The organism is Kitasatospora sp. NEAU-CNBT7 (genome assembly GCF_057220535.1).
The window spans coordinates 21930-43522 of sequence record NZ_JBXQQB010000034.1; the positions used below are offsets into that span (position 1 = coordinate 21930).

The window sequence follows — 21593 nt, forward strand, 5'->3', positions numbered from 1 at the left end:
GTGATCAAGCCCTTCCGGTGGTGTGCGTGCTCGGGCGGCCGTGGGCGATGCTGCCCAGGGCGCCGGTGGGGATCGTCGGGTGGACGGGCGCGGAGTACGTACCGACCTGCGGCGCGGCTGCCACCTCCCCGCCGCCGTCGCTCTTGAAGACGTCGGTGGTGGCGTCCTCGGCGTAGCGGTAGTTGTCGGCCATCGCCTTCAGGCCGTCCGCGATGTACTTGACCGCACCGGGCATCCCCTTGAGGCCCTTGAGGGTCTCGGTGCTGTACTTCAGGTAGCCCTTCTCCCCCTCGGCGAACTTCTTCCCCGACTCGTCGTTGCCCCAGGGGGCCGTGGACTGGGTGTGGTCCAGGAACGCGGTCAGACCGGTGACCAGCTGGGAGAGTTGGTCGGCGGCGGCGAGCAACGGGCTGACCGCGGCCTGGTACTGGGCGGGGTCGACCCGGAAGCCGGTACCGGCCGAACCCCCGGAGCCGCCGGAACCCTGCGGCGCCTGCTCGGCGGCCGGCGCGCGGCGCTTGGCCGCTTCCCCGCCGTCCGGATCGGTCGCCGCGGCGCCGCGCGTGGCGGCGAGACCCGGGCCGGACTCGGCACGCCGGACGCCCTCCGTCGCGGTCAGCGGCGTCCCGCGCTCGAAGGCCTCCGTCGGGCGCAGCGCGTCCTGCGAGGCCAGGTGGGCCTGCTCCGGCTGCAACGCGTCCCGCGCGGCCAGGTGAGCCTGCTCCGGCTGCAGAGCGTCCCGCGCGGCCAAGTGGGCCTGCTCCGGCTGCAGCGCGTCCCGCGACGCGAGCCGTGTCATCTCCGCCGGATGCATCGGTTCACCGCGCTCCATCGGGCGCAGCTGCGCCGTCTCCACCGGATGCATCGGCTCACCACGTTCCATCGGACGCAGCTGCTGCATGGGCTCGGCCCGCTCCATCGGACGCAACTGATCCACCGGCTCGGCCCGCTCCATCGGACGCAACTGCTCCACCGGCTCAGCCCGCTCCATCGGACGCAACTGCTCCACCGGCTCGGCCCGCTCCATCGGACGCAACTGCTCGACCTGCTCCGTCGCCATCAGCCGGGGTTCGGTCACGGCCTCGACGCTGTCGCGCATGGTCGCCCGGACCGGCTCCGTGCGTGCCTGCTCATCCATGGCGCTTCCAGTTCAGGGGGTTCGGGTTCCGGCGGGGTGACCGGGACGGCGGTGTCGGGTGGTGTCGGGTGGTGGGGAACGGGCGGAGGGGAACGGGCGGCCGGCTCACCGGCCGGCCGCCGCGTTCGGCGCGGCCGCCGGGCTTCCGCCCTCGGCCCCGCCGGTGGCCAACCGGGCGAGTGCGGCCCGCAGGAACGGGCTGGGCACCTGGTAGCCGCCCTCCTCCCGGAGCGGGGCGGGCCGGGCGGCCTCCCCGGCCGGCCTGGCGTCCGGCGCGGGCGCCGCCTCGTCGGGGCGGCCGCGGCGGGCGGCGACCGAGCGGGCCCGGTCCAGGTAGGCGTCGTCGTCGCCGGACCCGGTCCGCTCGCCGGTGCGCTCGGCCGACCCGGCGGCGGCCCGGTCGCCCGAGCCCTCGGTCGTGCGGTCGGCCGTCCGGTCGGCGGCGCCGTCGGTGGCGGCCGCGGCCGGGTCGGTCGGGGCGTCGCCGTCGGCCGGTGCGGCGTCGGGGCCGAGCAGGGCGGTGGCGAGCTGGTTGAGCAGGGCGTTCTCGTTGGGGGCCGTCTGGGCCTCCTCGGCGGGCGGGGGTGCGTCCGCCGCGTCGGTGCGGGCGGAGTCGAGCCACTGCCGGCGCATCCGCCGCCAGCGGCGGTCGTTGTGCTCGAAGTGGCCGGCCTGTCCGTCGACGCCGGCGTCGGAGAGCGCCAGCTCCTCCTCGTCCTCCGGTCCGTTCTCGCCGAAGCGGCTCGGCCGGACGAACCGGTTGCCGGTGCTGCGGCCGCCCTTGCCGCCGCCGGCGCCGGGCATGCCGCCGGGGCCGTGGGCGCCGCCCATGCCGCCGGGGCCGGTGGTGCGGGACGTGCCGGTGCCGGTCGCGCCGGTGCCGGTGCCGCCGCGGCCGGACGCGCCGGCCGCGCCGCCGAGCCCGGAGCCGGAGCCGGAGCGCACGCCCTCGCCGGTGCCCGAGGCCACCGACAGGCCCGACTTCCCGGGGACGATCCGGCCGCCGGCGGCGGAGACGGATCCGCCGCCGCGCCCGATGCTTCCGCCGGAGCCGGAGAGGCCGCGTCCGGCGGTGCCTGCGGTGCCGCCCCCGCCGAAGCCGCGCGCACCGCCGCTGCCGCCGGAGCCGCCGCTACCGCCGACGGTGCCGATCTTGCCCGGGGTCGCCCCGATGGGGGTGTACCGGGAGGGGCTGGTCGGCCGGCTGCCGCCGGGAGAGCCGCCGAGCGACCCGCGCCCGCCGAGCGGCGAGCCGCCGCCGAACGGGGAACCGCCGCCGAACGGCGAGCCGCCACCGAACGGGGAACCGCCGCCGAACGTGGAACCCACCGACGCCGGGGCGGTGGGCGAGCCCCCGGGGCCGCCCGACCACGGGTTCAGCTTCGGCGGGTTGTACGTGCTGCCACCGCCTCCACCCCCGGTGCTGCCGGTCAGCCCGGCCAGGCCGAGGCCGGGCGAGCTCGGCTTGAACACCGGCATCCCACCCCCGCCACCACCGCCGCCGCCACCGCCACCGGTGCCGAAGGTGCCCGCACCGGGTATCGTCCGGCCGACCGGCGAGGGCGCCTGGAACGGCTGCAGGGAGGCGAGTTGCGGCTTGTACGGGCTCGCCGAGCCGCCGCCACCGCCACCGCCGAACTGGCCGCCCGGCATCCCGCCGCCGTAGCCCCCCGTCCCGCCGGAGCCGTCCGGGAAGCCGGATCCCGGGCCGCCGGGGCCGCCCAGCGCGCCGGGTGCGTCCGGCATCGCGGCACCGGGGCCGCCGCCGTACGGGACTCCGCCGGCCAGGGTCATCGAGTCGAGGCCGGTCGGGTGCTGGAGGGTGGTCGGGTCGAGGACGCCGTCCGGCAGGGTGCGCGGGGTGGCGCCGGAGCCGCCGGACCCGCCCGAGCCGCCGAGGGTGGCGACCTGTCCGGCACTGGTCATCCGCTCGACGTGCCCGGCGCTCTGCCGCAGCATCGTGTCGACGCTGGAACCGACCTGCCCCACGTACGTGTTGTAGGTGTCCGCCGCCGTCTTGATGCCCTCGGACTGCGCGATGTCGTCGTGCTTGCCGGCCGGGTTCTGCTCCATGTAGTCCTTGGCGTACTGGAGCTCCCGGACCATCTCGGTCTTGGTCTGGCTGACGGCCTCGTGCGCGCCGCGCAGCGACTGCGCCATGGCGGCGCCGGCGTCCAGGGTGGTGGCCGCGTGCGACTGGTCGTTGCCCGCGTACTTGCGCAGGTAGCGCTCGAAGCTGTCGGCGGCGGCGCCGGACATGTTGGACATCGCGCGGTTCGCGCTGGCGACGATGGTGCGGACGGCGGGCTCGGCGGCCTTGTTCCAGGCGTCCCAAGCGTCGGCCAGCTCGGCCAGCAGTTCCTCGTCGGCGTCGGGGAAGAGGATGCCGGAGCCGTGTTCGTTGCTCTGGACGACCTTGAGTACCTCGGCGAGGTCGGGCGGGAGCTCGATCATGACGGGTCGCTCTTTTCGGCTGGCTGGCCGGCTGGCCTGGGGCGGGCGGTGTGACGGGGGGAGAAATACGGTGTTTCGAGTCGTTGCTGACGGAACGTCCGCCGGACGGGCGGCATTCCACGGGTTCCGGCCCCGCGCCGGCCTGGCTGGAGCCGGACGGGGGATTCGGGGCCGGAGGGACGGCGGCGGCCGGGCGGCCGGAACGCCGCCGCCCGCGACGCGGCCCTAGATGAGCATGTGCCCGCCGCCCGGGGCGTGCGGCTCCGGATCCGGGTCGGAGTCACGCTCGTTGTAGTCCAGGTCGGGCTTGTCCGGGTTGTGGAACTCCGGCGCGGGCTCACCCGAGGTGGTCAGGGTGACCGGGTCCTTCTGCGGCACCCGGGGGGTGACGTGGGTGGGGGTGGCGGGGACCGGGTCACCGTCGGCGCGGGAGCCGTTCAGCCGCCGCAGCTCGGTGGCCTGCGCGTCGTCGGTCTGCCGGTACTGCTGGCACATCAGTTCCAGGTTGGCCGCCAACTGGGCCGAGTTCGCGAGGTACTTCTTCACCCCGTCGAAGACCTGCTGCTGGTGCTCGGGAATCCCGCCGACGGAGGACCCGCCGCCGGTCAGCGACTTGCCGACGGCGTCGGTGCCGTAGGCGGTCGGCTTGATCTGCTTGATCACGGCCTCCAGCCTGGCGGTCGGCGCCTCCATGTCGTCGAGCATGGTCCGGATCGCCTTGGCCGCCGCCTCGACCTCGTCGAGATCGATCTGGAACGATTTTCCGCTCACGGTGCTGCCCACCCTCTCCCCCCAGGCTCCCGCCCGGTCCCGTCCGGCCCGGTCCCACTCTGTCCCGGACCTCTAAACGATCACAAAACGCCGTCCCCGCCGGCCGGCGGGGACGGCCGCCCCCGGTCAGAGCACGGTCGCGCCGCCCGGACCCACCACGTGCAGCCCGGCCTCGCCGAAGGCGATGGCGAGCGGGATCCGGTCCAGCCCGGCCTCGTTGAGCAGCGTGCCGCTGGAGACGTGCCACAGCCGCAGAGTGGCACGCTGGTCGCCCGCCGCCAACAGGGCCTCGCCGTCGAGGTTCTGGAGGACCATGCTCCGCACCGCGGCGTCGCCCCCGGCGAACTCCGCGGCCCGGCTGCCGTCCTGGGCGTCCCACAGCAGGACACCGCCCGCGGCGCTGCCGCCGAGGACCACCTGACGGTCGCCCAGCAGGCCGAACGCGAGCGTCTCGACCGCTCCGGCGAGACCCGTCAGTTCGGGTCCCGGACGGCCGTCCAGGGCGTCCCAGAGGCGCACCACGCCGTCCGCCCCGCCGGTGGCGAGCATCCGGCGTCCCGCAACCGCGCCGACGGCCAGTGCGGTCACCCCGCGCGGGTCGGCCGCCAGCCGCAGCAGCGGGCGGCCGGTGACGGCGTCGCGGACCCGGACGGTGCCGTCCGCGCCGACCGAGACCAGCAGCGCGTCGCCGTCCTCGGCCGGGTCGGCGAACGCCAGCCCGGTGACCGCGCCGGTGTGCGGCGTCGGGACGGACAGCGGCACGCCGTCCCGCGGGTCGAGGCAGCGGACCGCGCCGACCGCGGTGCCGCACACCACCAGGGTCCGGCCCTCGGTGGGGCACAGCGCCACCGAGGTGACCGGGCCGCCGTCGGGCGCGGTGACCAGCAGTTCGGTCCGCAGGGTCGCGTCCCACAGGCGCAGGGTGCCGTCGCCGTAGCCGGCCGCGAGCACCGGGCGGCCGTCCAGTTCGCCGGCGGCCAGCGCGTTGACCGGGTAGCCGGAACCGTCCGGGGTGCACTCGCCGAGGCCGGCGCCGGTGGCCGGGTCCCAGAAGGCCAGCCGGCCGCTCTCGTCGCCGGTCGCCAGCACCAGCCGCCCGGCCGGGCGGACCGCGGCCACCCCGGTGAGCCAGCGGCGCTCGGAGGTCCAGCCGTTGAGGGTCTTGCCGGTGAACACGTCCCAGGTCCGGATGGTGCCGTCGAGGGCGCAGGAGGCGAGCAGCGGGTCGGCGTCCGAGGTGAGGAAGGCGAGCCCGGTGACCGTGGCGGAGTGGCCGGTCAGCACCGCGACCGGCTGCCCGGTGGCGAGGTCCCAGAGCCGGATCGAGCCGTCCAGTCCGGCGGAGGCCAGCAGCGCCTGGTTGCCCAGTGCGAGGACCGCGAGGACGGTCACCCGGTCGGTGTGGCCGACCAGCAGGTGGAGCTGTTCGCCGGTGGCGGCGTCCCAGACCCGGACCAGCGCGTCGTCGCCGGCCGCGGCCACCAGGTCGAGGTCGGCGCAGCGGGCGTGGCACAGCGCGGTGGCGCCGTGTCCGGCGACCGGCAGCAGGCCGAGCGCCCGGCCGTCCTCGGCGTGCCAGGCCTGGACCTCGCCCTCGCGGCCGGCCGAGAAGACCAGCGGAACGCCCTGCACCGTACCGGCGGTGACGGCCTGTGCGCCCTCGCCGCCGGCGGTGCCGTGCAGCAGGGCGCCGGTGGCGGCGTCCCAGACCTGCACGGCGCCGTCCTCCCCGCCGACCGCGAACAGCTCGTGGCCGCCCGCCGCGCCGAGCGCGACGGCGGTCGGCAGCACGCCGGCGTCGGTGTCGGAGCCGCCCAGCGGGACCGAGCCCTCCAGGGCGGCCAGGCCGAACCCGAGGCCGGGTTCGGCCAGGGCGTAGGCGGCCCGGCCTGCCACCGTGCCGATGACGGCGGCGGGGCGGGCACTGGGCTCGGCGGGCGCGGGATCGGGCTCGTCCAGTGCGATCAGCGCGCTGGGCAGCCGGCCGGCCGCGGCCGGGTCGATGAGCTGGGCGGCCAGCGCCTCGAGGGCGTTGCCGACGCCGGGCAGTGGTGCGGCCGTGGCGTCGTCCCAGACCGTGTCCCCGGCGGGCAGCACGCCGAACACGGCGAGCCGGCGGGCGGCGGAGGGTGCGGCGAGGCCCGGGTCGGCCGGGTCGAGGCCCGGGCGCGCCTTGCGCAGCGCCGACAGGATGCGCTTGAGCAGCGCCGGGTCGATCCGCCCGGTGCGCAGCACCAGGGTGTCGGCGGTGCGGCGGCCGGCCCGGACGGTGCCGTCGGCGCCGACGGCCAGTTCGACGTACCCGGCGGGCAGCGCCTCGTCCCCGGTGGTCAGCAGCAGGCCCGGGCCCCCCGGCGCCTCGGGCGCCGTCCCCTCGGGCACCGTCTCGTCGACCGGGGTTCCGGTTTCCTGCGACATTTCGCTCTCCTCTCGACGGGTGTCCCGTCGGTACGCTCGCCGCGAAACGCCCCCCGCGCGCGATCCTGAACCGGCGTCAGCAAAGGTCCTCGGGTACAAGGGTGGCGTACACGGCGTCGTGCAGCCTCTGGGTCCGGGAACTGCGGAACAGCTCCGAACGGAAGCCCGCACGGCGGAACCCGATATACGCACCAACCACCTGAACCGGCATGTTATCGACGGCAGCGTACGCGTCAATCCGCCGCAGCCCCAACTGCTCGAAGCCGAAGCGGCAGACCAGGCGCAGGGCGGAGCTCGCCACCTTCATGCTGCGCGCCTCCGGCAGCAGCCAGACGGCGGCCTCGGCGGCGTCCTCGGCGGGCCGCAGGTCGACCAGTTCGGCCCAGCCGACCGACGGGCCGTCACCGAGCGCCACCGAGAAGTAGGCTGCCCGGCCCTCGGCCCAGAGCAGCGGCGGGACTTCGGCGATCCAGCGTTCGGCCGAGGCCAGGTCCTGATGCGGGATCACGCCCTGCATGAACTCGCGGACCAGCTGGTCACGGGTGCCGGCCAGTACGGTGGCGGCGTCGCGGGCCTCGGGGCGGCGGATCAGCACCTGATCGTCCGTCAGAACCGGCACGGGAAGCGTGTTCGGTGGGCGCACGGTCAGCCCCCTTCGACGCGCCGGGGCGGCCATCAGATCACCTCTACGCGCGAAGATCAACCCGCCGCCCGGCGGGGGTGACCTGCACTCCCGGCGTACCCGGCGGCGCGAACCGCACGGATCGGACACGAAGCGCCCGGCCCGTCCAACGCACCCCGCCGGAGCGTGCGCACCCACCGCGCGCCACCCGCCGCCGACCGCCCCCCGAGGACTTCACGCACCTGTTACCGACTGGTAACGATCCGCTCGGCCCCCGTCCGCACCCGGCCGACGGGCCCGCCCTCCCGGCCGCCCGGCCGGGCGCTCACCCCGGCGACACCCGGAACGGTGACCCGGCCACCCTCCGGCCCGCGCCACCGTCCCGGGTGGCCCGATCCCGGCGAAACCTGACGGTATGGTGCGAAACACCCAGGAAACTACCCGACCGAGGTGTTCCCGTGCTCTGGCCCCTCGTCAGTCTGCTCGCCGTCGGCCTCGTGACCCTGGCGGCCGGATGGCTGGTCGACCAGGCCCTCCGGCGGGCCGCGGCCGGCCACCCCGACGCACCGCTGTGGCCGCTGCTGCGCCGCTGCCGGCCACCGCTCCAGCTCGTCCTGCTGGCCGCCCTGCTGCTCGCCCTGCGCCCGGTGGAGCACCTGCTCGGCCTGACCGACGACCGGGTCCGGCACGCGCTGCTGCTGGTCCTGATCGCCGCACTGGGCTGGCTGGCGGTCCGGCTGCTGGCCGCCGTCCTCGGCGCGGTCCTCGGCCGGTACGAGACGGTCACCGAGGACGCGTCCCGGATCCGGCGCGTGCACACCCAGCTCGGCCTGCTGCGCCGGGTGCTGAGCGCGCTGGTCTGGGTGGTCACGCTGGCCTCGATGCTGCTGACCTTCACGGCGATGCGCACCATCGGCGCGAGCCTGCTGGCCTCGGCGGGCATCATCGGCATCGTGGCCGGCATCGCCGCCCAGTCCGCCCTGGGCAACTTCTTCGCCGGACTGCAGATCGCCTTCAGCGACACCGTCCGGATCGGCGACACCGTGGTGGTCGACGGCCAGCAGGGCACGGTCGAGGAGATCACCCTCTCCTACCTGGTGCTGCAGCTGTGGGACCACCGGCGGCTGGTCGTCCCGGTCTCCTACTTCGTCGGCAAGCCGTTCGAGAACTGGACCCGGCGCGACCCCGGCCTGCTGGCCTGGGTGCTGCTGCACGTCGACCACACCACGGCCGTGGACGAGCTGCGCGAGGAGTTCCGCCGGGCACTGCCGCTCAGCCCCGGCTGGGACGGCCGGGAGTGGTACCTCCAGGTCGTCGACACCACCCCGAGCACCCTGGTGGTCCGGGCCGCGGCCACCGCCGCCACCCCGGACGACGCGGCGGCGCTGCGCTTCGAGATCCGCGAACGGCTGGTCGCCCACCTGCGGGACCGGCACCCGGCCGCACTCCCCCGGATCCGTACCGGCGACGGCCCGCGGCGGGACGGCCCGCCGGACGGCGGCCGCCACTGACCGGACCGGCCCCTCGGCACCACCCGCCTCAGCACCACACCCCTCAGCACCACACCCCGCGGTACGGGTCGGCGACCAGGTGCGCGACCAGCTCCGTGCCGTCGTCCGAGGGCCCGAAGTCGAGGAAGACCACGGTGCCCGCGGCCTCCCTGGCGTAGCACGGTCCGGTGCCGGGCCGCACGGGCTGCGGCTGCCAGCCCTGCCGTCGCACCTCGGCCGTGTAGCGGTCCACCGCCTCGGCCATCGGGACGGACGGCCGGTACCGCTGCCCGATCTCCACGTGCTGGTCGTCCTCGTCGCAGGGGCCGGCCTCGGGCGGCCCGACCGGTTCGAGCCCGGCCGGGTGCGCGGGCAGGACCTGCTCGGACAGCAGCCGCGGGCCGAGCCGCCGCTCCGCCGCCGAGCAGCCGTACACGCCGCCGGTGGCCGCCCACCACACACCGGCGCCGGCCAGCAGCGCGGCGGCGGCCATCCCCGCCTCGATCTTTCTCGCCTTGGTCATGAGCAGGCAGGGTAGAGGGGGCGGGGAGAGGTCCGGCAGGCGGGTGCGGGGCTACAGCACCCGGGTCATCGTCCGGTGCGGGATGCCCGCGTCCTGGTAGACCGGGCCCTCGGCGGCGTAGCCGAGCCGCTCGTAGAAGCCGAGCGCCTGGACCTGCGCGTGCAGTTCCAGTTCGACCGCGCCGCGCTCGCGCGCCGCCTGCTCGATCGCCCGGACCAGCCGCGCGCCGAGCCCGGTACCGCGGGCCTCCTGCCGGACGGCGAGCCGGCCGAGCAGCACCCGGCCCTCGGTGCCGGTGAGCTTGAGCGCGTCGGCGCCGTGGATCAGCCGGCCGGTGCCGAGGGCGTGGCCGTCCGCGGCCACCGCGAGCAGGTGCACGGCGGTGGCATCGAGGTCGTCGTACTCGAGCTCCTCGGGGACGCTCTGCTCGACCACGAAGACCTCGTGGCGGACGCCGCGCACCAGGTCCAGGTCGGCGCCGCCGGAGGCCTCGCGGATCTCGGTCATGCCGCCCTCCCTCAGCTCTCGGAGGAGATGATGTCGAGGGCCTTCTGCAGGTCGGCCGGGTACTCGCTGTGGAACTGCACCCACTCGCCGTCCGAGGGGTGCTCGAAGCCGAGCTGGACGGCGTGCAGCCACTGGCGGGTCAGGCCGAGCCGCTTGGCGAGCGTCGGGTCGGCGCCGTAGGTGAGGTCGCCGACGCACGGGTGGCGCAGCGCGGACATGTGCACCCGGATCTGGTGGGTGCGGCCGGTCTCCAGCTTGATGTCCAGCAGCGAGGCGGCCCGGTAGGCCTCGATCAGGTCGTAGTGGGTGACGGACGCCTTGCCGTCCCGGGTCACCGCCCACTTCCAGTCGGAGCTCGGGTGGCGGCCGATCGGGGCGTCCACGGTGCCGCTCATCGGGTCCGGGTGGCCCTGGACCAGGGTGTGGTACTTCTTCTCGGTGATCCGGTCGTGGAACTGCCGCTTGAGGTCGGTGTAGGCGCGCTCCGACTTGGCGACCACCATCAGGCCGGAGGTGCCGACGTCCAGGCGGTGCACCACGCCCTGGCGCTCGGCCGCGCCGGAGGTGGAGATCCGGTAGCCGGCCGCGGCCAGGCCGCCGATCACGGTGGTGCCGGTCCAGCCGGGGCTGGGGTGGGCGGCGACGCCGACCGGCTTGTCGACGACCACGATGTCGTCGTCGTCGTGCACGATGCGCATGCCCTCGACGGGCTCGGCGACGATCTGCACGGGCGAGGCGGGGGCGGGGATCTCGACCTCCAGCCAGGCGCCGGCGGTCACCCGGTCCGACTTTCCGGCCACCGCCCCGTCGAGCGTCACCTTGCCGTCGGCGGCCAGCTCGGCGGCCTTGGTCCGGGAGAAACCGAACATCCGGGCCAGGGCGGCGTCGAGTCGCTCGCCCTCCAGGCCGTCGGGAACGGGGAGGCTGCGGGTCTGCGCTGCGGTACTCACCCGTACGAGTATGCCGGACCGCGGGTGCCCGCCCGACCCGCGGGCGCGGGGCCGGGGCGGGTGCGGCCGCTGCCGGGTCCGGCCGCTACTCGGTCCGGTCGGTGGTGTCGGCGGCCGCGGTGTCGTCCTTGGCCTTGGCCGGCTGGTGGCTGGTGCCGTCCGGGTTGGAGCCGCGGAAGGAGAGCAGGACGACCAGGATGCCGCCGCAGACGATCGCCGAGTCGGCGAGGTTGAAGACCGCGAAGTGCTGCACCGAGACGAAGTCGACGACGTGGCCGCGGAAGACGCCGGGCGAGCGGAACAGCCGGTCGGTGAGGTTGCCGAAGGCGCCGCCGAGCAGCAGGCCGAGGGCGACCGCCCAGGGCAGGCTGTACAGCCGGCGGGCGATCCGCCAGATCACCACGATGACGGCGGCGGCGATGGCGGTGAACACCACGGTCATCGCCTGTCCCATGCCGAACGCGGCGCCGGGGTTGCGGATCACCTGGAAGGTCATGATGTCGCCGACCACCCGGATCACCGAGTGGTCGGGCTCCAGGCGGGCGACCACCAGCAGCTTGGAGACCAGGTCGATCACGTAGGCCAGCAGCGCGACGGCCAGCAGGACGCCGATCCGGCGGCGGCGGACCGCGGCCCGCGCCCCGCCGGCGGCGGTGGCACCGGCCGCGGTGGCGCCGCCCGGCTCGGCGGCTGCGCCGTCGGCGGGCTCGGCGGTCTCGTCCAGGGCGCTCTCCGGCTCGTGCGGCACACGCGCGGTCGGGACGGCGTCGTCCTGGGTCTGGGGGGAACCTGGAGTGCTGATGATCCGCTCCGCTGCCTGTACAAAGTGGACCGGCCGGGTGGGCCGACGTTACGGGGACGAGCGTACGGCAATGACCAGCCGGACCGCCCGTCTCCCGTCTCCCGGGCCGGGGGTCAGCGGCGTTCCTGCTTGGCCTTGCAGGTGACGCAGAGCGTCGCCCGCGGGAAGGCCTGCAGCCGGGCCTTGCCGACCGCCTGGCCGCAGGACTCGCAGATGCCGAAGCCGACGCCCTCGAGTCTGGCCAGTGCCCGCTCGGTCTGGGCGAGGCTGTCGCGGGCGTTGTTGGCGAGCGCGAGCTCGCTCTCCCGGTTGATGTTCTTGGTGCCGGCGTCGACCTGGTCGTCGCCCGCGCCGTCGTTGGAGTCGCGCATCAGGCCGGTGATGGCGGCCTCGGAGGCCTCGATCTCGGCGACCAGCCGCTCCAGGTCCGCGTTCAGTTCGGCGTGCAGCTCGGCCACCTCGGCCGTGGTCCACGGCTCCTCGCCCGGGCGGACCGGCAGCTCGGCCGGGTCGACCGACTCGGCGCCGCCGCCCCGGGCGCCGGTGGCGGCCGGCACGTGGGTGCGGCTGGTGGTCGCGGAATGGCCGGTGGTGGTGCTGGTCTTACGCCGTGCAGTGCTCACGGTCCCCTCCCCTGGGTCGCCTGCCACAGCCTTGCGCGCCCGCTTGGTGGCGGTACCCGCACCTGTTGCCTTCTCAGCCATGGCTTCGACCTCATTTACGAATAATTCGAACCGCCGGTTCCCGGCGGTCTCCGGTGCCGGAACGATAATCCCCATCGAATCCGGCCACAACGGGACATACCGATGCGCTCCATGGAACCCACTCGGGCAGCCGTGACCGCTCGACCCGCACCCCGTTGCTGCCCAAGTTGTGCCCAGATCGTCATCCGCTAACCTCACGGCGCGTAGCGAACGCTGCGAAACCGGGTTGCCGGGGCCGATACACTGGGGCCTGCGAGGCGCTGATGGGACGAGTACCGACGTACGCAGCCGAGAGCGACCCGGGGACGGTGTGAGCCCGGGGGTGTGCGCGGCGGGAAGATCACCCCGGAGCCGCCGGAAGAGGGGCCCTGGGCCCGGTAGACCCGGCAGCAAGCCCTAAAACAAGAGGGCCGCAGTCACCATCGCGGTCAAGGAGGGTGGTACCGCGGGACGGCACGCCGTCTCGTCCCTCCGTCGGAAGCCAGTCCACGCATCCGCCGGAGGTAGACGCACCCCATGACCACCTACAACGCCGTCCCGCCGCAGGTCGACCTGCCCGCGCTGGAGCACCGGATCCTGAGCTTCTGGCAGGACAACAAGGTCTTCCGGCAGAGCCTGGAGCAGTCCGAGGGCCGCCCCGAGTGGGTCTTCTACGAGGGCCCGCCCACCGCCAACGGCATGCCCGGCGCGCACCACATCGAGGCCCGCGTCTTCAAGGACGTCTTCCCGCGGTTCCGGACCATGAAGGGCTACCACGTCGCCCGCAAGGCCGGCTGGGACTGCCACGGCCTGCCGGTCGAGCTGGCCGTCGAGAAGGAGCTCGGCTTCTCCGGCAAGCAGGACATCGAGGCGTACGGCATCGCCGAGTTCAACGCCAAGTGCCGCGAGTCGGTCACCCGGCACACCGACGAGTTCGCCAAGCTCACCGAGCGGATGGGCTACTGGGTCGACCTCGACGAGGCGTACCGGACCATGGACCCGGAGTACATCCAGTCCGTCTGGTGGTCGCTGAAGCAGATCTTCGACAAGGGCCTGCTGGTCCAGGACCACCGGGTCGCCCCCTGGTGCCCGCGCTGCGGCACCGGCCTGTCCGACCACGAACTGGCCCAGGGCTACGAGACCGTGGTCGACCCCTCGGTGTTCGTCCGCTTCCCGCTGACCTCCGGCCCGCTGGCCGGCCGGGCCGCGCTGCTGGTGTGGACCACCACCCCGTGGACCCTGGTCTCCAACACCGCCGCCGCCGTGCACCCGGACGTCACCTACGTGGTGGCCACCGACGGCACCGAGCAGCTGGTCGTCGCCGAGCCGCTGGTCGGCAAGGCGCTGGGCGAGGGCTGGGAGACCACCGGCGAGTCCTTCACCGGCGCCGAGATGGAACGCTGGGCGTACACCCGGCCGTTCGACCTGGTCGAGATCGAGGACGCGCACTACGTCCTCAACGCCGACTACGTCACCACCGAGGACGGCACCGGCATCGTCCACCAGTCCCCCGCCTTCGGCGCGGACGACCTGGCGACCTGCCGCAAGTACGGTCTGCCGGTGGTCAACCCGGTCCGCGCCGACGGCACCTTCGAGGAGGACGTCCCGCTGGTCGGCGGCGTCTTCTTCAAGAAGGCCGACGAGACCCTGGTCGCCGACCTCCAGGCGCGCGGCCTGCTCTTCCGTCACCTGCCGTACGAGCACAGCTACCCGCACTGCTGGCGCTGCCACACCGCGCTGCTCTACTACGCGCAGCCGTCCTGGTACATCCGCACCACCGCGGTCAAGGACGCGCTGATCCGGGAGAACGAGGCCACCAACTGGTACCCGGAGAACGTCAAGCACGGCCGCTTCGGCGACTGGCTGAACAACAACATCGACTGGGCGCTGTCCCGTAACCGCTACTGGGGCACCCCGCTGCCGATCTGGCGCTGCGAGGAGGACCACCTCACCTGCGTCGGCTCGCTGGCCGAGCTGGGCGAGCTGACCGGCACCGACCAGGACGCGCTCGACCCGCACCGCCCGTACATCGACGACGTCACCTTCGGCTGCCCGCAGTGCTCCGGCACGGCTGTCCGGGTGCCCGAGGTGATCGACGCCTGGTACGACTCGGGTTCCATGCCGTTCGCCCAGTACGGCTACCCGTACAAGAACAAGGAGCTGTTCGAGAAGCGCTACCCGGCGCAGTTCATCTCCGAGGCGATCGACCAGACCCGCGGCTGGTTCTACACGCTGATGGCGGTCGGCACCCTGGTGTTCGACAAGAACGCGTACGAGAACGTGGTCTGCCTCGGGCACATCCTCGCCGAGGACGGCCGCAAGATGTCCAAGCACCTGGGCAACATCCTGCAGCCGATCCCGCTGATGGACCAGCACGGCGCCGACGCGGTGCGCTGGTTCATGGCCGCCGGCGGCTCGCCCTGGTCGGCCCGCCGGGTCGGGCACGGCACCATCCAGGAGGTGGTCCGCAAGACCCTCCTCACCTACTGGAACACCGTCGCCTTCCAGGCCCTGTACGCCCGCACCGCCGACTGGTCGCCGTCCGCCGCCGACCCGCGCCCGGCCGACCGGCCGCAGCTCGACCGCTGGGTGCTCTCCGAGCTGAACACCCTGGTCCGCGAGGTCGACCTCGCGCTGGAGTCGTACGACACCCAGCGGGCCGGCAAGCTGCTCTCCGGCTTCGTCGACGACCTCTCCAACTGGTACGTCCGGCGCGGCCGCCGCCGCTTCTGGCAGGGCGACGCCGCGGCGCTCGCCACCCTGCACGAGGCACTGGAGACGGTCACCCGGCTGATGGCGCCGCTGACCCCGTTCATCACCGAGCAGGTCTGGCAGGACCTGGTCGTCCCGGTCGCGCCCGACGCCCCGGCCTCGGTGCACCTGGCCACCTGGCCGGTGGCGGACGAGACGCTGATCGACACCGAGCTGTCCGGGCACATGGCGCTGGTCCGCCGCCTGGTCGAGCTCGGCCGCGCCACCCGCGCCGAGTCCGGGGTCAAGACGCGTCAGCCGCTGTCCCGCGCCCTGATCGCCGCCCAGGGCTGGGACGAGCTGCCGACCGACCTGCGGGCGCAGATCACCGAGGAGCTCAACGTCTCGGTGCTGGAGTCGCTGGCGGAGGTCGGCGGTTCGCTGGTCGACACCACCGCCAAGGCCAACTTCCGGGCGCTCGGCAAGCGGTTCGGCAAGGGCGTCCAGGAGGTCGCCAAGGCGGTCGCCGCCGCCGACGCCGCCGCCCTCGCGGCCGACCTGCGCGCCACCGGCACCGCCACCGTCACGCTGGACGGCGAGTCCGTCGCGCTGACCCCCGACGAGGTGATCATCACCGAGACCCCGCGCGAGGGCTGGGCCGTCGCCAACGAGGCCGGCGCCACGGTCGCCCTCGACCTGACGATCACCCCGGAGCTCAAGCGGCTCGGTGTCGCCCGCGACGCCATCCGCCAGATCCAGGAGGCCCGCAAGAACTCCGGCCTCGACGTCGCCGACCGGATCGTGCTGCGCTGGCAGTCCGCCGACGAGGAGACCGCCGGCGCCATCACCGAGCACGGCGGCCTGGTCGCCGAGGAGGTCCTCGCCACCGACTTCGCCGCCGGCTCCGCCGACTGGGAGTCCGAGACCTTCACCGACGAGTCCCTCGGCCTCACCTTCCAGCTCCGCAAGGCCTGACCCCACCCCCGCACCACCGGTGGCCGCCGCCTCCCCCACGGGAGCCGGCGGCCACCGCCTTGTCCGCCCCCGGGGCACCGCCCCCACCGGCTCGCACAGTCCACTGCCCCCACCCAACCCCGGCGGCCACCGCCTGTCCGCCCCCGCGGCCCTCCCGGGCCGAAGGCCGGGGAGAACGGCGCGCAGCAGAAGAGTCCGCCGCATCCCGGCGCAACGAACGCCCCCACCCCGGCGATCACCGCCTGTCCGCCCCCGCGGCCCTCCCGGGCCGAAGGCCGGGAAGAACGACGCGCAGCAGAAGAGTCCGCCGCATCCCGGCGCAACAAACGCCCCACGCTCCCACCTGCTCACGCAGTCCCACCACCCGCACCCGCCCCCGGCGGCCACCGCCTTCCCGCCCCCGGGTGCCCCCGGGCGGAAGGCCGGGGAGAACGGCGCCTCGCAGCGGAGGACCACAGCGGACCCCGGCGCAACGAACGGAAGCCGTCCGCCCGCCGCCCGCAGGGCCACGCACGAGGGCGCCCCCGCCGTGACCATGGTCACAGAAGGGGCGCCCTCGACGGTGGTGCTGTTTAGTTGTCGCCGTCCTCGTCGATGAGGAAGCCGCGCATCGGCGCCGGCGCCTGCTGCATCGGCTGCGGAGGCTGCGGACGGACCGCCGCCATCGGCTGGGTCATCCCGGCGGGAGCCATCTGCGGAGCGCCGTTGCCGACACCCGACTGGCCACCGAAGGAGGGCTGGCCGCTGCCGCCGCCGAAGGAGCTCTGTCCGCCGAAGGACTGGCCGCCGCCGAAGGACTGGCCGCCGCCGAACGACGGCTGGCCGCCGAAGCTCGGGGTGGCGCTGCTCATCGAGGACGCACCGGTCGGCGCCATCGACGACGCGGCCGGCGGCAGCGAAGCGGTGGCGGGGATCCGCGGCGGGGCGAGCGAGTCGTCCGCCTGCGACTCCAGCTGGCGCAGCTGGGTCTCCAGATAGGACTTCAGGCGGGTGCGGTACTCGCGCTCGAAGGCCCGCAGGTCCTCGACCTTGCGCTCCAGCGTCGCGCGGGCGGACTCCAGCGAGCCCATCGCCACGCGGTGCTTCTCCTGCGCGTCCCGCTCCAGGGCGTCGGCCTTGGCGCGGGCGTCCCGCTCCAGACCCTCGGCGCGGCTGCGGGCCTCGCCGACGATCTTGTTGGCCTCGGACCGGGCCTCGGAGATCGCCTGGTCGGCGGTCTGCTGGGCGAGCGCGAGCACGCGGGCCGCGCTGTCGCCGCCGGGACCCTGCTGCTGCTGCGGCATGGGTGCGCCGAGCGGGCCGCCGAGCTGCTGCCCCATCGGGCCGCCCATCGGCTGCAGCTGCTGGCCGCCCATGGGCTGGCCCATCTGCGGCTGGCCCATCTGCTGCATCGGGTTGCCCATCGGCTGCAGCATCTGACCGCCCATCGGCTGCACCAGCTGCTGCTGGCCGCCCATGGTCTGGCCCATCTGCGGCTGGCCCATCGGCTGGCCGAGCTGCGGCTGACCCATCTGCTGCTGCATCGGGCCGCCCTGACCGGCCGGAAGCTGCGGGGCGCCGGACGGCAGGCCGAGGGGCTGGTTGCCCATCTGCTGCTGCGGGCCGCCCATCTGCTGCGGACCGGGGCCCTGCTGCTGGCCGGGCACCGGCGGGCCGGATATGGCGGCGGGCACCGGGGCGCCCGGCCGGGCGTCCTGGGGCTGCTGCTGCTCCTTGCGCATGTTGGCCTGGTTCTGCGCGGCGGCACGGGTGGCCGCCGCCAGCTTGGCGCGCAGGTCCTCGTTCTCGCGCAGCAGGCGGGTCAGCTCGGCTTCGACCTCGTCGAGGAAGGCATCGACCTCGTCCTCGTCATAGCCTTCGCGCAGCCGGACGGTCGTGAACTGCTTGTTCCGAACGTCCTCGGGGGTCAATGGCATCTCTTCACCTCAACGTGATCGTCGGCACTCCGGAATCCTGTCGCATCGCTCACACCGACAGGGACCGCACGAGCGAGATCAGGACATACACAATGATCATCAGTACGAAGAAGGACAGGTCGAGCGCCACGCCCCCGAGACGCAACGGCGGGATGAACCGCCGAAGAAGCTTGAGTGGCGGATCCGTGACAGTGTACGTGGCCTCCAGGACCAGGACCATGGCCTTGCCGGGTCGCCACGAGCGGGCGAACTGGAAGACCCAGTCCATGACGAGTCTGAAGAGCAGGATCAGCAGGAAGACGGTCAGCGCCCAGTAGAGCACCGCGCCGACGATCCCCATCTCGTCTCCCTCTCCCCCGCCAACATTCCGTCAGTCACACACTGTTGCTCGATCCACACATAAAGTCGTGGCCGGGTCAGCTCTGGTTGAAGAACCCACCCTCGGCGATCCGAGCCTTGTCCTCCGCCGTGACATCGACGTTAGCAGGAGACAGGAGGAACACCTTCTGGGTCACGCGCTCGATACTGCCGTGCAGACCGAAGACGAGTCCAGCGGCGAAGTCTACGAGGCGCTTCGCGTCGGTGTCGTCCATCTCGGTCAAATTCATGATCACAGGGGTCCCGTCACGGAACTGTTCCCCGATGGTACGGGCCTCGTTGTAGGTTCGAGGGTGAAGTGTGGTGATGCGGTAGGGCTCTCGTTCGTTCACTACCTTGGGCATGATCACCGGGGCGCTCTTCTCCACGTTGTGGCGTCGGTCGGGTGTGATGGACGACACGGGAGCCATCCGCGGCGCCTCCTGCCGGATCGGCACGGCGGCCGGCACCGGCTGGGGGGCGATGTGGGCGACCGGCGCCGGGGCGGGCTGGGTGGCGGCCGCGGACCTGAGGTCCTCGGTGCGGCCGGTCCGGATCGGCTCGGGGTCCGAGTCGTAGTCGTCGTCGGGGTCGTACCCCTGGCCGTCGTACGTCTCGTCCTCCACGAGGCCGAGGTAGACCGCCATCTTGCGCATTGCGCCGGCCATGCTCCTGTCTCCTCCGCTCTGTGGTGGATCGGCTCCGACCACGGTCTTCACCTGCGGTCTCCGCCGCCCGCTCAGGGGCCATCGGGCCGACGGCCCGTCAGGCCGGGAGCACGGGGGGCGGAGGTGCGATCCACGGTTCGCTAGCGCTCTGAAAAGCTGCTAGGTTCTGTCCTATTTTGTCCTGCAGTCTGATCTACTACCCGGTGACGTTACCCGAGCGGTGACCGCACTCCGAGTACCGCCGTCCCGACGCGTACATGTGTCGCTCCGGCCGCCACGGCCTGTTCCAGATCGCCGCTCATCCCTGCCGAAACCATCGTGGCAGCAGGATGGGCCGCGCGTACGGCGCTTGCGATTTCCGCCAACCGCCCGAAGGCCGCCGCCGGATCGCCGGCCAGCGGGCCGGACAGCGGAGCGACGGTCATCACACCGGCCAGCTGCAGCCCGGGCGTGTCGGCGATCAGGGCGGCCAGTTCCGGCACCTCGGCCGGTGCCACCCCGGCCCGGTGCCCGCCCTCGCCGGCCTCCTTGTCGAGGGCCACCTGCACCAGGCAGCCGAGCGGCGCCCGTTCGGCCTGGAGGACGGCGGCGGAGAGCGACCCGACCAGCCTGGGCCGGTCGACCGAGTGCACCAGGTCCGCGTAACGGACCACCGAGCGCACCTTGTTGGTCTGCAGCTGGCCGACGAAGTGCCAGGTCAGCGGCAGCTCCACACAGCGCTCCGCCTTGGGTGCGGCGTCCTGGTCCCGGTTCTCCGCGACGTCGGTGACGCCGAGGGCGGCCAGCAGCGCGGTGTCCTCGGCCGGGTAGGTCTTGGTCACCACGACCAGCGACACCTCGGATCGCTCCCGCCCGGCCGCCGCGCAGGCGTCGGCGATCCGCCGCTCCACCACCTCGAGGTTGGTGCCGAGCTGCTCGTAGCGGGCGTGCTGCTGCTGCGTCAGGCCGGCCAGGAACGCGCTGTTTCCCGGGAACGGTCCGTAGAGGTCGTTCGTCATCAGAGTTCAGGGCCCAACCAGACGTGGCTCGCGAGCCGGCCGGCATGGCTCGCGACAGTAGGAGTGGTGACCGGCCGGCTCAAGGGTGCAGACAGATGATCGCACCAATTCGGTGGTCCTGTGGTCCACCTATCGCCCCGCCACACCGGCGGGTCCCCCCGATGCCGCCGGCCGCCGACGGGCTCGGAACACCACGGTGCCCACCCCGCGGCCCCGCCGGTCGGGCGGGGACGGGGTGAGCACCGGGCCGGACCATCCGTCAGGACGGCCGGGGTCACTTCAGGAAGTCGGGGACGTCCAGCTCCTCGGCCGGGCTCTCCACGTACGGCTGACGGGCCGGCTGCACCTGCGGCGGGACCGGGGAGGCGGTCGCGGTGACCGGGGCGGTCTCCGGCTGGCGGGCCCCCTCCTCGCCGCGGGCGGTCACCGAGCCGATGGCGCCGTAGGACGGGCGGGTGGCGGGGCGCTCGGGAGCGGCCGCCGGGGCCGGGGTGGAGGCGGACTTCACCACCGGCTCGCGGACGATCGCCGGCGGCTGGCCGCCGTCGAAGCCGGCCGCGATCACGGTGACCCGGACCTCGTCGCCGAGCGCGTCGTCGATGACCGCACCGAAGATGATGTTGGCCTCGGGGTGGGCCGCCTCGCTGACCAGCTGGGCCGCCTCGTTGATCTCGAACAGGCCGAGGTCGGAACCGCCCGAGATGGAGAGCAGGACGCCGCGGGCGCCGTCGATGGACGCCTCCAGCAGCGGCGAGGAGATCGCCATCACGGCGGCCGCCTTGGCGCGGTCCTCGCCACGGGCCGAGCCGATCCCCATCAGCGCGGAGCCGGCGTCGGACATCACGGACTTGACGTCGGCGAAGTCGAGGTTGATCAGGCCCGGGGTGGTGATCAGGTCGGTGATGCCCTGGACACCGGAGAGCAGCACCTGGTCGGCCGAGCGGAACGCGTCCAGCACGCTGACCTGGCGGTCCGAGATGGACAGCAGCCGGTCGTTGGGGATCACGATCAGGGTGTCGACCTGCTCGCGCAGCGAGGCGATGCCGTCCTCGGCCTGGTTGGCCCGGCGGCGGCCCTCGAAGGTGAAGGGGCGGGTGACCACACCGATGGTCAGGGCGCCGAGCGAGCGGGCGATGTTGGCGACGACGGGCGCGCCGCCGGTGCCGGTGCCGCCGCCCTCGCCGGCGGTGACGAAGACCATGTCGGCCCCCTTGAGGACCTCCTCGATCTCCTCGCGGTGGTCCTCGGCGGCCTTGCGGCCGACATCGGGGTTGGCGCCGGCGCCGAGGCCCCGGGTGAGTTCACGGCCCACATCGAGTTTCACGTCGGCGTCACTCATGAGGAGGGCCTGCGCATCGGTGTTGATCGCGATGAACTCGACGCCCTTGAGCCCGACCTCGATCATCCGGTTGATGGCGTTGACACCACCGCCGCCGATTCCGACGACCTTGATGACTGCGAGGTAGTTCTGGGGTGCTGCCACGTCGAAGGCCTCTCGCCTCGAATTTCCGGGTCGGCTCCCTGTGTTGGTGAAGGCCGACGGATGTCGATGGGTGGGGAGCGCGCTTTCGAACGGATTGTCCGAAATGCCGACCACCGACCCGAACCCTGAACTTGAGGTTTAGGGTTA

The 21593-nt window shown here is 73.6% G+C and carries 17 protein-coding genes; 2 read left to right on the forward strand and 15 right to left on the reverse strand.

Going from position 1 to position 21593, the window contains the following annotated elements:
- Positions 1 to 4: 4 nt before the first annotated feature.
- The 5 genes from AC2TEW_RS31715 to AC2TEW_RS31735 form a co-directional block, all read right to left on the reverse strand.
- Positions 5 to 1138, reverse strand: a complete 1134-nt coding sequence (locus tag AC2TEW_RS31715; RefSeq protein WP_484626777.1) for a hypothetical protein — start codon at positions 1136 to 1138, stop codon at positions 5 to 7.
- Positions 1139 to 1243: 105 nt separating this feature from the next.
- Positions 1244 to 3592: a WXG100-like domain-containing protein gene (locus tag AC2TEW_RS31720; protein WP_484624413.1), complete on the reverse strand. Its 2349-nt coding sequence runs from the start codon at positions 3590 to 3592 to the stop codon at positions 1244 to 1246.
- 225 nt (positions 3593 to 3817) lie between these two features.
- Entirely contained in the window at positions 3818 to 4363 is a 546-nt protein-coding gene (locus AC2TEW_RS31725) for a hypothetical protein (RefSeq protein WP_484624414.1), read from the reverse strand.
- 126 nt (positions 4364 to 4489) lie between these two features.
- Entirely contained in the window at positions 4490 to 6781 is a 2292-nt protein-coding gene (locus tag AC2TEW_RS31730) for a WD40 repeat domain-containing protein (RefSeq protein WP_484624415.1), read from the reverse strand.
- A 76-nt stretch (positions 6782 to 6857) separates the two neighbouring features.
- A complete protein-coding gene (locus AC2TEW_RS31735; RefSeq protein WP_484624416.1) occupies positions 6858 to 7457 on the reverse strand; it encodes a GNAT family N-acetyltransferase in 600 nt (199 codons plus the stop codon).
- A gap of 404 nt (positions 7458 to 7861) precedes the next feature.
- Between AC2TEW_RS31735 and AC2TEW_RS31740 the strand changes: the two genes are divergently transcribed.
- On the forward strand, positions 7862 to 8914 hold the full coding sequence (locus tag AC2TEW_RS31740) for a mechanosensitive ion channel family protein (RefSeq protein WP_484624417.1): 1053 nt from the start codon (positions 7862 to 7864) through the stop codon (positions 8912 to 8914).
- A 43-nt stretch (positions 8915 to 8957) separates the two neighbouring features.
- Here the strand turns inward: AC2TEW_RS31740 and AC2TEW_RS31745 are convergent, their stop codons facing one another.
- The 5 genes from AC2TEW_RS31745 to AC2TEW_RS31765 form a co-directional block, all read right to left on the reverse strand.
- Complete coding sequence (locus AC2TEW_RS31745; RefSeq protein ID WP_484624418.1) at positions 8958 to 9416, reverse strand: hypothetical protein; 459 nt, start codon at positions 9414 to 9416, stop codon at positions 8958 to 8960.
- 51 nt (positions 9417 to 9467) lie between these two features.
- A complete protein-coding gene (locus AC2TEW_RS31750; RefSeq protein WP_484624419.1) occupies positions 9468 to 9923 on the reverse strand; it encodes a GNAT family N-acetyltransferase in 456 nt (151 codons plus the stop codon).
- Between the two features lie 11 nt (positions 9924 to 9934).
- Entirely contained in the window at positions 9935 to 10873 is a 939-nt protein-coding gene (locus AC2TEW_RS31755; RefSeq protein ID WP_484624420.1) for an RluA family pseudouridine synthase, read from the reverse strand.
- Positions 10874 to 10958: 85 nt separating this feature from the next.
- On the reverse strand, positions 10959 to 11678 hold the full coding sequence (lspA, locus tag AC2TEW_RS31760) for a signal peptidase II (RefSeq protein WP_484624454.1): 720 nt from the start codon (positions 11676 to 11678) through the stop codon (positions 10959 to 10961).
- Positions 11679 to 11788: 110 nt separating this feature from the next.
- Positions 11789 to 12298 (reverse strand): TraR/DksA family transcriptional regulator, encoded by a 510-nt coding sequence (locus AC2TEW_RS31765; protein ID WP_484624421.1) that lies wholly within the window; start codon positions 12296 to 12298, stop codon positions 11789 to 11791.
- Between the two features lie 597 nt (positions 12299 to 12895).
- Between AC2TEW_RS31765 and ileS the strand changes: the two genes are divergently transcribed.
- Entirely contained in the window at positions 12896 to 16024 is a 3129-nt protein-coding gene (gene ileS / locus AC2TEW_RS31770; protein ID WP_484624422.1) for an isoleucine--tRNA ligase, read from the forward strand.
- A gap of 572 nt (positions 16025 to 16596) precedes the next feature.
- Here ileS and AC2TEW_RS31775 read toward each other — a convergent pair.
- The 5 genes from AC2TEW_RS31775 to ftsZ form a co-directional block, all read right to left on the reverse strand.
- Complete coding sequence (locus tag AC2TEW_RS31775; RefSeq protein ID WP_484624423.1) at positions 16597 to 17940, reverse strand: DivIVA domain-containing protein; 1344 nt, start codon at positions 17938 to 17940, stop codon at positions 16597 to 16599.
- Between the two features lie 49 nt (positions 17941 to 17989).
- Positions 17990 to 18280, reverse strand: a complete 291-nt coding sequence (locus AC2TEW_RS31780) for a YggT family protein (RefSeq protein WP_033825326.1) — start codon at positions 18278 to 18280, stop codon at positions 17990 to 17992.
- Between the two features lie 76 nt (positions 18281 to 18356).
- Positions 18357 to 18965 (reverse strand): cell division protein SepF, encoded by a 609-nt coding sequence (locus tag AC2TEW_RS31785; RefSeq protein WP_033825327.1) that lies wholly within the window; start codon positions 18963 to 18965, stop codon positions 18357 to 18359.
- A 209-nt stretch (positions 18966 to 19174) separates the two neighbouring features.
- Positions 19175 to 19963 (reverse strand): YggS family pyridoxal phosphate-dependent enzyme, encoded by a 789-nt coding sequence (locus tag AC2TEW_RS31790; RefSeq protein WP_484624424.1) that lies wholly within the window; start codon positions 19961 to 19963, stop codon positions 19175 to 19177.
- 274 nt (positions 19964 to 20237) lie between these two features.
- The gene (gene ftsZ / locus AC2TEW_RS31795) at positions 20238 to 21446 is read right to left on the reverse strand and encodes a cell division protein FtsZ (protein WP_484624425.1); all 1209 of its coding nucleotides are present in this window, start codon (positions 21444 to 21446) and stop codon (positions 20238 to 20240) included.
- Positions 21447 to 21593: the final 147 nt, after the last annotated feature.

Coding starts and splice junctions, on each gene's coding strand:
- AC2TEW_RS31735 (WP_484624416.1), bottom strand. CDS start 7,457: ATGGCCGCCCCGGCGCGTCGAAGGGGGCTGACCGTGCGCCCACCGAAC.
- AC2TEW_RS31745 (WP_484624418.1), bottom strand. CDS start 9,416: ATGACCAAGGCGAGAAAGATCGAGGCGGGGATGGCCGCCGCCGCGCTG.
- ileS (WP_484624422.1), top strand. CDS start 12,896: ATGACCACCTACAACGCCGTCCCGCCGCAGGTCGACCTGCCCGCGCTG.
- AC2TEW_RS31780 (WP_033825326.1), bottom strand. CDS start 18,280: ATGGGGATCGTCGGCGCGGTGCTCTACTGGGCGCTGACCGTCTTCCTG.
- AC2TEW_RS31750 (WP_484624419.1), bottom strand. CDS start 9,923: ATGACCGAGATCCGCGAGGCCTCCGGCGGCGCCGACCTGGACCTGGTG.
- AC2TEW_RS31790 (WP_484624424.1), bottom strand. CDS start 19,963: ATGACGAACGACCTCTACGGACCGTTCCCGGGAAACAGCGCGTTCCTG.
- AC2TEW_RS31775 (WP_484624423.1), bottom strand. CDS start 17,940: ATGCCATTGACCCCCGAGGACGTTCGGAACAAGCAGTTCACGACCGTC.
- AC2TEW_RS31720 (WP_484624413.1), bottom strand. CDS start 3,592: ATGATCGAGCTCCCGCCCGACCTCGCCGAGGTACTCAAGGTCGTCCAG.
- AC2TEW_RS31730 (WP_484624415.1), bottom strand. CDS start 6,781: ATGTCGCAGGAAACCGGAACCCCGGTCGACGAGACGGTGCCCGAGGGG.
- AC2TEW_RS31715 (WP_484626777.1), bottom strand. CDS start 1,138: ATGGATGAGCAGGCACGCACGGAGCCGGTCCGGGCGACCATGCGCGAC.
- AC2TEW_RS31785 (WP_033825327.1), bottom strand. CDS start 18,965: ATGGCCGGCGCAATGCGCAAGATGGCGGTCTACCTCGGCCTCGTGGAG.